We start from the raw sequence: 14,122 nt of genomic DNA, 5'->3' as shown, positions 1-14,122 counted from the left end.
TTCAATGGTATGTTTACCGTCATTATAGCACGTTTGTATCACATCATCAACTAATGACGTATCTTGTTACGTCATTTTTGACATCATGGCTTACGACACGTCTGTCATCGTGTAGTCACTATCCTCTTGAAAAAGATCAATCGCTGTCTGATCATATAGATCGTCCATAGACTCAAATTGTTTAGGAGCTTGCGGACGTTTTCGTCCTGCCAAACGACTTTCAGAGTTACTGATTAAATCATAGCGCCATGCAATCATATGATTAAAATTGGTTTTGGCATCCACGGCAATATCCTGCAAATCAAGTCCCCTGTGGCCACTCTTGACTGGAATATCAGACAAAGTCATGCTTTGATCAAATGCATCTTCTAAGAACATGTACCGATAAGGCAAACTAGTCTTTTCCCTTAGGAAAATAGGGTCAGTGGTCACTTTACGTCCCTTCTTGTCTCGTCCCTTCACCCCACGCAAGATAACCGCTTCCCCTTCTTGGAGTTTTGAGAGCTGGGTTGGGGTCAATAACTCTTGTTTCTTCTGCGTGACAGATACATTTGGATTAGCTTCATCAATGATATTAGCAGAACGGTGACGAGAGGTAATCGTCCGTGTGCCTAGTGCCTTACTATAAGCACTATTGGTCTTATCAGAATTGGATTTAATATAGACTTCAATTGAGCAATTGCTTCGAATCGTTGCTGCAACATTATCGCCATACTTATCACTTAATTGCTCAAGGTTCTGAATCCAGAGATAATAGAGAATGTTTTGCCCAAGACCAATGGAAATCTTGGTTTCCATGTGAGGGATCATTGGAATATTGGTAAACTCATCAAGGACATGAACAATCCGATGAACGGTTTTTCGACCACTTGAGAGTGCCATCTCATAGTTGGCATTGAAGAGTTGATCCAAAAAGAGTGACACCAAGGCATTATAGGCCACCTGATTAGGAGGTGTGACCAAATAAATCACTTTAGGCTTATCGGAATAAGTCAACTCAATGTCTTCCAGCTGAAGAAGAGACCCTTTAGGCGCTTCTTGAATCGTGAGCGCTACCTTATCAAGCGTGGCTTCTCCGCTATAAGGATCTTTCTTAGGACGATTGCCAAGTCCACCTGCTTTTTGATAAACCTTCGTCCCTTGTAGAAGAAAGACTTGGTCTTTCACAGCTTCGTCATTGGCATCATGATTGAAATCAATCCTAATCTGAAAGGTATCAGGCAGTTTAGGGGCAATGACAAAGGTCAAATAGCCTGCCTCATCGACAAGAGCTGTTGCTTCCTTGACATGAACCACCTCTTTTTGCGATTTCCCCCATTGTTTGTGGCTCGTCATCGTGATCTTAGCCGTTTGATGCAAAAAGGCATTCTTCAATTGACGATTATGACTAGATCGAAAGCGAATGGCTAAGCGTCTTGGAAAACCAACAGAGGTCAAATCAATGGCATTCTTAGACGTTAATTTCGCCACATTATCTTGTAAGAAGAGGGTAATCCCTGCCATCATGCTAGAGAAAACATTGCCTTTGGTTTCTTCTGAAGCAAAGTCAGAAGCCCTGAAATTAATATCAGCCATTTCTCGAAACTTGGAAAAGCGTCTCTGATTAATCTGTCTAAGGTTATCAAAATACACCGTGAGTTTTGATTTTTTAGTTAGGATTTGGTCGTCCATTGGCTCTTCCACAATCATGCCACTACTGTCTACCAAGACTTCTTCTGAGCCTAAATCTGTCAAGAATTTAGCCACGTTTCGAATGGTTACCGTATCCCAAGCATCGTCTTCGCCATTTTGAAGAGCTTCATTGGCACGGTCAAAGAGGGCAATCGTAATGGCATTAAAGAGGGAAATAGAGGTGTCTTCCCAATACTTGGCATTGCCATTACCCATACCCGGTTTGGTTTTGCGATAAATGGCTTCTGCGACCGCATTGACATAAGTCTGTGCCTTTTCATAATAGCCCTTTTTAGCAGCTTCAATCGCAAGGGCTAAAGGGTTATACGACATCGACCAATCCATGTTCTGAAATGACAGAACTTCCACGTCATAGCCTCTTTGTCGCATGGTTTTATAAGAGGATTGATAATGTTCCCCTTTAGGGTCTGCGATAACCATGGAGGGCTTTTCCTTAGCTCGGCTATTGATGTCAATGGTTTCTGTGATAAATCCCTCTCCCTTACCAGATCGAGTTGTTCCTAAACCAAGCATATTAGTGGGATTGGTTTCAATGTAATAATAGCCTGAGGGTTTGCCATAGATACCAAGGATTTTTTGCGCATGGGTGATGATTGGGCTAATCTTGCGATTTTGCCAGATGATATGACTTCTTAAGGTTACCCCTCCTAGGCTCTTCTTGGTTTCATGGAAAACAGGGATGCCTCCATTTCCCTCAAAAGAAGCTGCCTTATTAGGCACTTTGATATATTGGTCTTTGATTTCTTGTTCTGTCGCAAAACGGTCATCCCCTTCTTCGTTGTTATTGTAATTGCGATACTGCTCAAAATTAATCCAAGCAGAGCGCCAAGCTAAACCAAGACCAAGCAAAAAGATGGGAACAGCTAAGATAGGGGCAACTGAGAACGACGCAAACCACCAGAGGTTGGAAAAAGCAAGACCAGTCTGATCAAAAGCTATTTCTAATGATTTGCTTTGAAGCGTTAGGTACAGATAATGAAAACAGGATCGAAGCAAAGCCACCACATAATTGGTTAACATGAGCGCAATAACACTAAAAGCAAGTCCCATCACCACAAAGCTCCGTGGCGTCTTGAAGTAAAGGATAGGGCGCATTTCTTTGGCAAAGCGTTTGCGTTCCCGATGAATGAATGGTAAATAGTCTAAAACCCTTACCACGAGATTCCAAACAACTAACAAGAGGAAACTAAAGAGCCACTGAGGAATCATTCTTATCCATTTGATCGATTGACAGCCAAAGGATTTTGCGAAATGACTGGGTTTCATTGTTTTCAGCTGAGAAAGGCTAGAGCGTAGATCATAGATAAAATGCTTGTAACGTTTCAAAAAGACTTTACGATGTCGCCATCCATTTGTGAAACTAGACCAACTTCTCTTTAGAATCCCCCACAAGCCATAACTGATACTTCCTGTACCGACAATCGCTAAGATGGGATTGATGGCCAACAACCGACCAAACACATAAACCACATAATCAAGCATCACCATGACTCCTCCTCTCGCATATAGAAACAAGAAAAACAAAATAAGCGATAGCGTTCTGCCATCGTAAGCAACCAATACCGCTCCAAAAAGGCATGAAACCATTTCTCCTCATCTGTCTGTGGCGGTTCTGTAAGCGTCCCTAAACGAGAGACTAACCGTCTCATGTAAAGAGACTCGCTCATCAAGTCATCTAAGCGGTCATTTGATAACATATTATTAAGTCCTTTCTATCTCTGTTGAGTTAGTATAAGAGATAATGAAAAAGTCTGCTCTTAAAGGGGCAGATCATTAAGACGGTTATGGTATAATCATGGTATCATTCTTTGTTTATCGCTTTTAACCTTAGAATGATGGCAAGGTCATCTCTACGAGGGGGTGACTTTTTTTAGTGACGTTCTAAAATGTCCATGATTTGATCCAAGGCCTTGGCATCGCCTCGTAAGGCTTTTTGTAACACGACCATGGCCAGTGCCATCTCATTGGATGGTTCAAAGCCCTGTTCTGTCAAAAAGACTTTCATGTCATCATTGCTCACTTCAGAAGCAAGAAGTGTGTCAAATGCCTTTTTCAAATTAGCCTTTTTTCGTCTGACTTTTCCTGAAGCAATACCACCCTTTTTTCCCATTTCTCGAGCTTCCCTCGAGCTTCGTTTGCGAATAGGGATGAGATTGTTCTCATTTGCCATCTTCCCCCTCCTTGATATCAACTTAATTTTAGTGGTTTTTGACCCGTCAACTCTTCATAGCGTTTCAGAATGACTGAAACATACTTTGGATCTAGCTCCATACCATAACACCTGCGATTAAGGTTTTCACAAGCTAACAAAGTCGTGCCGCTGCCTAAAAATGAATCAAAAACCAGCTCTTCTTGACGACTGGAGTTGCGAATCAATCGTTCCATCAAAGGAATCGGCTTCATGGTTGGATGTTCCTTATTTTGAAGCGGTTTTCTTTCTCGTAAAATGGTGGTTGGTGTCTCTTCTTGATAGCTTTGTATCAGTGCTATCAGCTCATCTTTTGTCAACTGAGATAAACTTTGAGAGGACTCAAAGATAGTACTTAAGCTAAAATCACTGATAAAATAATGCTTAGCACCGCTTTTCCAACCATATATACAAGGTTCGTGTTGCCATTGGTAATCTTGTCGACCTAAAACAAAATGGTCCTTAGCCCAAATCAGGGTTTGTTTGTTGTCCCACCCACACGAATCCAAGGCTTTTGAGACAGATAGTCTCTCTTTATCCGCATACCAAATGTAAAAAGCACCTCCTGCTTTAAGGTGAGCATCAACCGCTGAAAAAGCCTGACCTAGAAATGCCTCAAAAGAGGGGCTAGATAAATGATCATTTTGAATGGTCATGGCCTCTTTGGTTTTCCCTTCATAAGCGACATTATAAGGGGGATCGGTGACATATAAATCGATACATTGACCCTCTAACAACTTCGCCACATGTTCAGGATTGGTCGCATCGCCACACATGAGTCGATGTCTTCCTAATTGATAAATCACCCCCTCGTCAACGGATGTTTCTACCTTGTCTTCTTCCTCTTTTATAAAGAAATCAGTTTCATCCGAATGACTATCGAGAATAGGACGCTCCCAAAAGCGTGTTGAAAAGCCAAAGTCCGTCATATCAAGGCTAGCAATGTCACTTAGTTCTTCTTCTAGTATGGGCAAATCAAAACCTGTGCTAAGCGTCAACTGATTATGGGCTAGAATATAGGCCTTTTTTTCTTCAGCTGACAAGTGCTTGATCCGAATGACGGGCACTTCTGTCATTCCTAATTCTTTTAGGGCTAGATAGCGACCATGCCCCTCTAAAATCATATTGTTTTCATCGATGGCAATGGGATCAATATTCCCAAACTGTTCTATTGAACGTTTGATTTGATCCACATGGTATTGTGGGTGTTTCTTGGCATTTTTCTCATAAGGAATGAGTTCTTTCAAGGACAATCGTTCTATTTCCATTCTAAACCTCACTTTCATAACTGCATTGTCAAAAAAGTGAATAGGTCTTCCTATCCACTTTTATAGTGCTTAAAAAGGCTCATCCGCATCCACTGGCGCTGGTAGTTCTTCTTTTGGAGTTGCTACCTGAGAAGTATTAAAGTTTTTTTGCTTACGTCTTTGAGCTGCTTCTTTACCTTCTAAGAAAGTGATACCATCATGTTGGCTTGGAGAAATATACTGGAAGGTACGACGTTGTCCCTGTTCAGTCGTATAAGGTCGCTGAATAATTTCGCCTTTAACTAGAATTGGAGAACCTTTTGATAAACTTTGTGCCATAACTTCAGCCTGTTTACCATAAACTTGTACGTGGAAGAAACTCGTCAATGGTTTTCCATCATTATCCTGTAAACTGGTGTCACAGGCAAAATCAAACTTAAAACTGACACGCCCATTGGCTGTTCTCCCAACTGCATCATTTGGAATATTCGATACACGGCCATTCGCAATAAATTCTTGCATGACAAATCTCCTTATTAAAGTTTTGGAATTAGCCAAGATCTATCCACTCACCCTAACAAGTAACCAATAGTAAACTTTTTCGGCTAGTTTTTTGAAGGGAAAGGAGATCCCCCTAATAGTTACTTGCTAGAGAGAATGGATAGACCCAAGGTAAACTCCTTTTATGGCTTATCCATTAACTTGGTTACTGTTGACGCTTTTTAAGCCCTACAAGGCCTAAAAGTGATAGTAAACCTGCCCCAAGCACTGTTAGGACAGATACCCCTTGCTCACCTGTGGATGGTAAAGCTGATGCTTTCGGTGTCACAGGTTGAGGTTGTTCTGGCGTATGAGTGGTGACTTTATTAGACTTCACAGGATTACCGTTGACATACAAAGTGTACTCATTTGTCACATCACCTGCTTTGATGCGTTTAACAACCACAAAAGCATCTGCACCAAATTCGCTAGAACGAACAACTTTAGCTAAGAAGTCTTGCTTGAACGCTAATTCATATTGTCCTGTTTCTTTGTTGTAAACTGTTTCTGTGTACTGAGCTAGGTTTGATCCTTTGGCAATAACCGTACCGTCTGATAAAGTAATATCTACTTTTGCAACAACACTATCTTTTAGGTAAAGATCATGTGTCTGTTGTAATTGATCCACAAATTTGTATTCAAAAATATCGTAACTACGGTTAGTCGGAACAACCCAACCCTCCAAGCGATAGGTGACCTCATCACCAACTTTAACAGTGCCAGCATTGATTGATTGACCACCTTCTTTATCCAAAACATCCTTATGAACAGCTAGTTCAGGTAGGTGGTTAACCACGATATTGCCGTAATAGCCATTCCCCATATCTAATTGATAGGTTTGATTAGTAATGTCACCTTTCTTAAAGTTCTGCTTAAGTTTAAAGGACAAGTTGTAGGTAATATCTAGTCCTTTTTGAACATAAGCTTTGTAAAAGGCTGCTGGGTCTTTAGCTACCCACATGTAGAATTCACCGACTATGCCTGATGCCTTGATCAGTGCTTTTAGCTTATCGTCAAGCGTATCTTGAGATAACACATGGCGCATCTCTAAGAGATTGGTCACATCATCTCCATTAGCGGCCTTAATTGAATTCACAACGAGTGAATGACCATCGATAGCTTCATCCTTGTAATCATCGACATAGATAAAGCCTTTCATGACACTTTCTTTGGCAGCTGTCATCCCTTTGTACTGATCAAAATCTTGCTTAGCCACGTAAGTCAGCGTGCTGTTTGGCAAGACAGACTTCCCATCAATGGACTGACCCTTGTCATCCACAATGGTTTTAGTTGGCTGAATCAGATTATCATGCGGTGTTGGATTATCTCCTCCTGGGTTACGAGGTGTTTTTGGATCGTTCCCTGGTGTATAGATAACTGGTGTGTTAGAGGTTACCGTATAGCTACCAGTTGGAGTAGTGACCACCGTCTTAAAGGTATTGTGATAAGTCCCCGCATCATTCAGTAAACGACCAACCAGTGATACCTTAGGGACTTCTACATCTTGGTCACGTTTATTGAGGTCATCTAAAAGGGATTGAGAAGCCTTAAGACTAACCTTGCCTGCTTCATCCGTTGTTATCACCCAATCAGGAGAGAGGGTTTGTGTGGCGGTAACATCTAACTCAAAACCATCTGGTAGTGGATCAGTTAGTTCATAGCTTGTGATATCCTGACGACCAGCTTTGAGAGCGGCATTAACAAGCTCCCACGTTACCGTTGATCCTTTTGGTACCAGTTGTCCATCGATATTAACCTGATCACTATTAGTAACAGACTTAACATTTGTTGGCGTTTGTTTCACTTGAACAGGATGAACCATAACCTCATAGACGACCTTTTCAGGAACCGTGACATGGGGTTTCACAACTGGTTTAATCGGATTATAAATCTCTGGCGTAAAGCTCTTGAGATCTGGCTTAATTGCTTCAGGTTCAACTGGTGTTGGTGGTACTGGTTTTTCCTTCTCTAAGTTTGGAACATCATCTGTTGGCTTTTGAGGAGCTTCTGGTACTGGTTTTTCTTGTTCTAAAACAGGTTTAACTGCCTCTGGTTTAACTGGGGTTGGAGGAACCGGCTTTTCCTTCTCTAAGTTTGGAACATCATCTGTTGGCTTTTGAGGAGCCTCTGGTACTGGTTTTTCTTGTTCTAAAACAGGTTTAACTGCCTCTGGTTTAACTGGGGTTGGAGGAACCGGCTTTTCCTTCTCTAAGTTTGGAACACCATCTGTTGGTTTTTGAGGAGCCTCTGGTACTGGTTTTTCTTGCTCAACTTTTGGTGTAACTATATCAGGCTGTACTGGCTTGTCTGGTACCTCTACATGTGGCACAGCATCATTGTTATTAGTATAAGAAACTAAAGCAGAACCATGTGTGTCGTGTACCCAGTCATCATGCAATTGAAATACTTTGATATCTTTTACAGCTTCATGCGGTTTTAGTTGGTAAGTTAACTTAAGAGACACTGTCTTATTTAAAGTTTCACTAAAAGTTTTATCACCATCATGGGCTTTAACAAATAATTCTTGACCTGTGGCACTTAAAATACGAAAAGCAATATTTTTATCAACTGCGTCATTTTTAGCTACATTTTGATATTCATACTTATCAAATGTTACACTATCAATATAAGCTGTAATGCTACCATCTTTATTAGCCTCATAATGATGATTAATTTTACCCGTTAAAGTCCCATGCCCAATTGTTTTAACACCATCGATCATGTCATGCTTAAAAACAAAAGTACCATCTGGTTGCGTTGTAACAGTCATGATTGAATTACCATATTCTGCATTATCAACACCGTTGGCTTTTGCATCAATTCCAAAGACAACCTGATCGATAGCTTTGTTTTCAGCTTCTTTTTTAGCCTGTAGTGCTTGTTGGTAGGCTGATAATTGAGCTTCATAAGCTGCTTGGAGCGCTTGGTTTTGACGCTCTGCTTCTTGTTGAGCTTTAGCATTACGATCACGAATGGCGGCATTCTCGGCGTTAATGCGCTCAATCTCCGCTAATTTTTGTTGGTATTCTGCTTGAGCTGCTTGATTGGTTTGATTCGTCGCTTGAGCTGCTTGTTCATTACGTTTACGGATAGCAGCATTCTCTGATTCAATCTGCTTGATTTCTGCCAATTTTGCTTCATAAGCTGCTTGGAGCGCTTGGTTTTGACGCTCTGCTTCTTGTTGAGCCTTAGCATTACGATCACGAATGGCGGCATTCTCAGCTTTAATGCGCTCAATCTCTGCTAGCTTTTCTTGATAGGCAGCTTGAGCTGCTTGATTGGTTTGATTCGTCGCTTGACCTGCTTGTTCATTACGCTGACGGATAGCTTCATTTTCTGCTTCAATCTGCTTGATTTCTGCCAATTTTGCTTCATAAGCTGCTTGGAGCGCTTGGTTTTGTCGCTCTGCTTCTTGTTGGGCCTTAGCATTACGATCACGAATGGCAGCATTTTCGGCTTTGATGCGCTCAATCTCTGCTAGCTTTTCTTGGTAGGCAGCTTGGGCTGCTTGATTAGCTTGATGAGTCGCTTGACTAGCTTGTTGGTTGCGTTTACGGATAGCTTCATTTTCAGCCTTGATTCGCTCGATTTCAGTTAACTTGGCCTCATAGTCTGCCTTTAACCTAGCATTCATGGCATCAGCCGCTTCTTGGGCTTGTTTGTTTTGTGCATCTACTTGGGCTTGACCAGCTTCATTTTTAGCTTTGGTCTCTGCTTCTCCTTTAGTATTAAGAGCGTCAACTCTAGATTTTTCATCACGATTAGCTTGATCAATAGCTTTATTTTCCGAAACTGCTTGATTAATAGCTGTTGTGTTGGCTTCTTGTTTAGTTGTCGCTTCTGTGACAGCTTGAGTTTGTTTCTCTAAATCGGCTTGCGCAGATGATAAGCTATCATGCGTGACCTTATCAGACTGTTTGACAGTAACACCTGCTTCTTGAGCTGTTGTGACAGCATTATCCCATTCAGTATTGCTCACATCTGATACCAACTCCCCTGATTGATGGCCAGCTTGATGAGCTAGCTGTGTTTGATCAACTGTTGGAGGTGTTTGTAGCGTTGTTAAGTTAGTCGCTGGATTTAAAGGAGTTACGTCATCCGCAGAAACACTTGTTGTGCCCATAAGAACTAGGCTCCCCAAAGCAATAACTGGAACTAAACCGTAGGCTTTGGATTTACGGAAATAGCCGTGTCCTTTCGGTTTCAATGTGTTCATCTTTAATTTCTCTCTTCTAAGTTGCTTTTAAAGACATTCCCAGGTCATGTAATTAGTGTGATACTTTTTTCTTGACAGCGTAGCCTAAAACCGAAATTAACATCATGCCCAAGTAACCAAGCACGCTTTGTTTATCACCTGTTTTTGGCAAGGTCTTTTTAGCGCCTGTACTATCTGTAATGGTCACTGTCCCATTAGGATTAACATGACCACCAAGGCTCTCAGGGGTAACGACTTGTGTCCGGCCTGCTTGGTCACGAATAATCAACTGACTGTCCTTAGTACCGATAACTGTTTTGTCTGGTGTGACTGGAATCGGTTTAAAGACCACCTCACCTGTCGTGGTATCCACCTTTTCAATAATGTCTTTTGAGACATTATCTGGGACAAGCTCTTCTTTTTTCTTGTCTTCACTAGGCTTAGGGGGTTCAGGTTTTACTTCTTCTTTGGGCTTTGTTTCCTCTTTAGGCGTTTCAGCCTGACCTGGGACAGTTTCTGGCTTGTCTTCTTTACCATCTGATGGGGTGGTCGGATCCACAGGAGTTGGTAGTTCTTCTTTTGGAGTTTCTGGCTCTGCTGGTTTTGAGGTGTCTGGTAGTTTCTCAGGTTGACTTGGAGCTGGAGTGACTACCTCTGTAGAGGGAGCAGTCGGATCCACTGGCACTGGGGGCTCATCTGCGTAAGCAAGAGAGGTTGTGAGTAGGGCCACTGTGGTCGCTGTGAGGACACTAAGTAATTGTTTTTTTGTCATAAGAATGACCTCCTATAAAAATTATTTTGTAAAGGGGCTAATTTAAAAGCTTAGTCTGTTTTAGGATCTATCTAGTTCCGTACATTATTTTTGTTGCTTCATTCTAAGTCCCAAGAAACTCAAGAGTGAAAGAAAACTCATTCCTAATAGGCTTAAAAGCGATAAGGACTGCTCACCTGTCTGAGGAAGGCTACTTTGAGAAGTAGTGGCACCAAGAACCCTTTGATGACCTTGCTTGTCCATCGGTTGTACGCTAACAAGAGAAGTGTTCATTGTTTTTGATGATGTTTCTTCTGTTCTCACTGCTACAGTATCAACCAACTGTGTTGTCCCAGACACGTAATCTGTTACATGTCCTACTTCATTGACCACAGGAACAGCTTCTTCTCCTTTAGCGTTAAGAGCATCAACCCTAGCTTTTTCATCACGATTGGCTTGAGCAATAGCTTTGTTTTCTGCCATCGCTTGATCAATAGCTGTTGTGTTAGCTTCTTGTTTGGTTGTCGCTTCTATGACAGCTTGATAGGCTTTAAAGATGGCTTGATACTGTGCTGTTAGGTCAGCCTCTTTGGCTTGTAAGGTTTTTAAGGTCTCAAGTTCTTGTTCTAAACGAGCACTTGCTTCACTGAGAACCGCCTTAACTTGGTTTACTTTGGCTTGACTTTCTTGTCTCAGTTTTGTCACTTGCTTAAGATTCGTCACATAAGCCTGTTTTTGGGTGAAGTCAGCCTTAGCCTGTTCAACTGCTTTTGTAGCACGGCCAAGATTTTCTTGAGCTAATGAAAGCACTTGAGTTAACTGTTCTAAGCTTTTCTCTTGAGCTGCTAGAACTGTTTGAGCTTTAGCTAGGTCATCTTGTTTAAGGGTTAGATGTTCTTGAGCTTGCTTAAGATTAGCTGTTTTCGTTTCTAGGTCTTGTTCTGCTAATTTAGCCGTTTGTTTAGCCTTATTCAGCATATCTTTGGCTATGACTAAGTTAGCGTTAGCTGCAGCTAATTGTTCTTTGGCTTGTGAGGTTTGAGAAATAACTTGTTCTAAGACTTCTACATTCGCTTCCGCTTGTTTAACAGCTTGCTTAGCTTCATCTAAGCCTTCATTAGCTACTGCTTTTGCCATTTCGAGTTGTGCCATTTTTTGAGTTGTTATTTTAAAGAAAGGTACTCCAACCTCTGCTGTGTCAATAGCATCACGACTTTGTTCATTCCAAAGGTTAGCTACAGGATACCAACCAATATTTGCTTTTTCATATGGATCGTAGACATAAGTATTTCCATTTGAGTACCCACGCAAGACAATTTCATGACTATATTGTGGTCCCCAAGGACTAAATTTATTATTCTGTACTGCGGCCAAAACATGATGACCTGCTTGCAAAGCTGCAATAATAGTTGATTGACTATCTAAATGTGTTGAAACAAAGCCATAACGATTAGTAGCAGCTACAAGTCCTTTACCACTCGTGCCTCCATAATGTTTATTAAACTCATCTGTGTTATGCCATAAGTAATCAGCAACCTCAGTCGGTGTCACCTCTCTTTTAGCCAAATCTGAAAAAACCATAGCCAAGGCACTAGGTACACAACCAGTTGCTGCAAAGGTTTGATTACCATAAGCTTTTTGCCACTCGTTATCTCTTTGGTTAAAGTAAGTGCCATTTTCAACAGGTTTAGTCAGACGCTCTGCTTCAATCGCAGCCATGACTTGTTCTAGAGTTGTTTGTTTTTCTGCTAACTCTTGTGACTTAAGGTCAAGCTCTGCTTTAGCATGACTCACATCAGATTCATGTTTAGCATCTGCTGCTTGAGCCTGACTAACTTGTGTTTCTGCTTTCGTAACCGCTTCTTGAGCCTCTAACACTTTTTCTTCTGCTGCACTAACATCAGCGGCTTGATTAGTTGTCGTGAGAGCTGCTTTGGCTTGATTAACAGCTTGAGTAGCACTTGTCACTGTAGCTTCTTTCTCAACAACTGCTTGAGACGCTTTGGCGACTGTTTCTTTCTGATGGTCAACTGCTGTTTGAGCTGTTGATTCAGCCTCTTGAGCTGCTTCAAGTTGTGCTTGTGCATCAATAACAGCGCTTTGACTAGCCTCAGTCTCTTCTTGGGCTTTTGTTAGACCTTCTGGCGTTGCTTCACTGGCTAACTTTTCGGTATCATTAACTGCTGTTGTCGCCTCAACTAAAGATTGTTGGGCTTGAGATTTTTCTGCCTCAATAGCCTTAACCTTAACTTCTTGATCCTTAACGGCTTGGGTTGCTTGATCGGCTTTTGTTTTAGCGTCCGCCACTTGATTTTCTGTCACTTCAGTATGTGTCACAACTTCAGATGCTATAACTGGTCGTGTGTTTGATAAATCATCTGCCTGCACAAGACCTGTGCCTGTCGATAAAGCTGCGACTGCAATTCCTGTTAATACTTTTACTTGTTTCATGAGTGTCTCCTGCATTAATTTCTCATTAGATAAGGGGTTTCCTTGGGTTCAGAGGTAACGACATAGCCATATTTCCTTGAAGGCTGTTCTTTCACCTCAAACTCTAGACGAACACTGGTTAATTGCTCTTTTGCTTTAATCGTTAACACATAGGTTAGCTGATAGTGTTTCGTTTTTGCATTATATGTCACTTTTTCTAGGATAACTGACTGCAAGCTTCCTTCTTTTGGAACAGTGTACTTGGCATCACCATCAGAAAGAAAATCATTCAAGTTTTCCTTTTTACCAGAATAGTAATTTGGTAAGAAGTAACGACTGAAAACATCTATTTGATGTTCTCTGTTCGCTAAGTTCTTAGTGTCCTTTAATTCTTGATAAAGATACGTCATCTTTTCATTTTGTTTTGACAACTGATAATACGATTTCAGAGCTATTCCTAAGCTAGTTAAACTAATCATTCCCATCAGCAACAACCAGATAAAGACCTGCTTTTTGACTAGTTTTCCTTGCTCATTAGGAGAAGCTCTAGAGGGTTTAGCAACGCTCTTAGACTTACTACTTTGCTTTGATAACCCTTGCTTTTGGGGTTCTTCAAGGGGAAAATCAGGTAAATCAGTTAGCGATAGCCCTAAACTTGCTTGGTAGGCAGGAAAGACCTGTCCTACAAAGTAATCCCGTTTTTCAGAATAAGGATAATCAGAAAAAGCTGGATGCGTTAGAATGACATCCATTAAGGGGTTCAAGAGATTGGTATAGGTTTGATTAATAACAAAGGGTTCGCTAAAAACTTCTCCTTCTGATGAGGGTTTCCCTCCTTCTTGATGGCAAATTGAAATTCGGCTCAATTCAAATATCTGATAGTTATCTTTGAGGGATTGAAATAAGACTTCTGCCTGATAAAAGGTTAAATAAGGCAAGGTATCCATCAGGTCCAAGTCCGCAACCAACTCTTCCAAGTCCTCATCGGTTTCTGGTGAAAGGGTTTTGCCCCAAGTCACCTCCACAAATAAGTCATCTGATAGATTAGGAAAGGTTTGAAAAAGGGAAAATCCCATCTT

General features: G+C 41.3%; 8 protein-coding genes. All 8 read right to left on the bottom strand.

Going from position 1 to position 14,122, the window contains the following annotated elements:
- Positions 1 to 90: 90 nt before the first annotated feature.
- A complete protein-coding gene (locus tag I2432_RS01565) occupies positions 91 to 3,180 on the bottom strand; it encodes a VirD4-like conjugal transfer protein, CD1115 family (protein ID WP_206159072.1) in 3,090 nt (1,029 codons plus the stop codon).
- A gap of 382 nt (positions 3,181 to 3,562) precedes the next feature.
- On the bottom strand, positions 3,563 to 3,862 hold the full coding sequence (locus I2432_RS01560; RefSeq protein ID WP_111710240.1) for a hypothetical protein: 300 nt from the start codon (positions 3,860 to 3,862) through the stop codon (positions 3,563 to 3,565).
- A 17-nt stretch (positions 3,863 to 3,879) separates the two neighbouring features.
- Positions 3,880 to 5,148: a site-specific DNA-methyltransferase gene (locus I2432_RS01555; protein ID WP_111710239.1), complete on the bottom strand. Its 1,269-nt coding sequence runs from the start codon at positions 5,146 to 5,148 to the stop codon at positions 3,880 to 3,882.
- A 69-nt stretch (positions 5,149 to 5,217) separates the two neighbouring features.
- Positions 5,218 to 5,649, bottom strand: a complete 432-nt coding sequence (locus tag I2432_RS01550) for a single-stranded DNA-binding protein (protein ID WP_027970814.1) — start codon at positions 5,647 to 5,649, stop codon at positions 5,218 to 5,220.
- A gap of 184 nt (positions 5,650 to 5,833) precedes the next feature.
- Positions 5,834 to 9,883, bottom strand: a complete 4,050-nt coding sequence (locus I2432_RS01545; protein ID WP_206158950.1) for an SspB-related isopeptide-forming adhesin — start codon at positions 9,881 to 9,883, stop codon at positions 5,834 to 5,836.
- A gap of 52 nt (positions 9,884 to 9,935) precedes the next feature.
- Positions 9,936 to 10,634: an LPXTG cell wall anchor domain-containing protein gene (locus I2432_RS01540; protein WP_111710237.1), complete on the bottom strand. Its 699-nt coding sequence runs from the start codon at positions 10,632 to 10,634 to the stop codon at positions 9,936 to 9,938.
- Positions 10,635 to 10,718: 84 nt separating this feature from the next.
- Positions 10,719 to 13,064, bottom strand: coding sequence for a C39 family peptidase (locus tag I2432_RS01535; protein WP_111710919.1), 2,346 nt, complete (start codon positions 13,062 to 13,064; stop codon positions 10,719 to 10,721).
- 14 nt (positions 13,065 to 13,078) lie between these two features.
- Positions 13,079 to 14,119 (bottom strand): hypothetical protein, encoded by a 1,041-nt coding sequence (locus tag I2432_RS01530; RefSeq protein ID WP_111710235.1) that lies wholly within the window; start codon positions 14,117 to 14,119, stop codon positions 13,079 to 13,081.
- Positions 14,120 to 14,122 lie beyond the last annotated feature (3 nt).

Source organism: Streptococcus equi subsp. zooepidemicus, from assembly GCF_015689395.1.
GTDB classification, from domain to species: domain Bacteria; phylum Bacillota; class Bacilli; order Lactobacillales; family Streptococcaceae; genus Streptococcus; species Streptococcus equi.
Note: the sequence above shows the minus strand (reverse complement) of the source record. Positions and strands in the feature narration are given on the sequence as shown.

Coding starts and splice junctions, on each gene's coding strand:
- I2432_RS01565 (WP_206159072.1), bottom strand. CDS start 3,180: ATGGTGATGCTTGATTATGTGGTTTATGTGTTTGGTCGGTTGTTGGCC.
- I2432_RS01560 (WP_111710240.1), bottom strand. CDS start 3,862: ATGGCAAATGAGAACAATCTCATCCCTATTCGCAAACGAAGCTCGAGG.
- I2432_RS01555 (WP_111710239.1), bottom strand. CDS start 5,148: ATGGAAATAGAACGATTGTCCTTGAAAGAACTCATTCCTTATGAGAAA.
- I2432_RS01550 (WP_027970814.1), bottom strand. CDS start 5,649: ATGCAAGAATTTATTGCGAATGGCCGTGTATCGAATATTCCAAATGAT.
- I2432_RS01545 (WP_206158950.1), bottom strand. CDS start 9,883: ATGAACACATTGAAACCGAAAGGACACGGCTATTTCCGTAAATCCAAA.
- I2432_RS01540 (WP_111710237.1), bottom strand. CDS start 10,634: ATGACAAAAAAACAATTACTTAGTGTCCTCACAGCGACCACAGTGGCC.
- I2432_RS01535 (WP_111710919.1), bottom strand. CDS start 13,064: ATGAAACAAGTAAAAGTATTAACAGGAATTGCAGTCGCAGCTTTATCG.
- I2432_RS01530 (WP_111710235.1), bottom strand. CDS start 14,119: ATGGGATTTTCCCTTTTTCAAACCTTTCCTAATCTATCAGATGACTTA.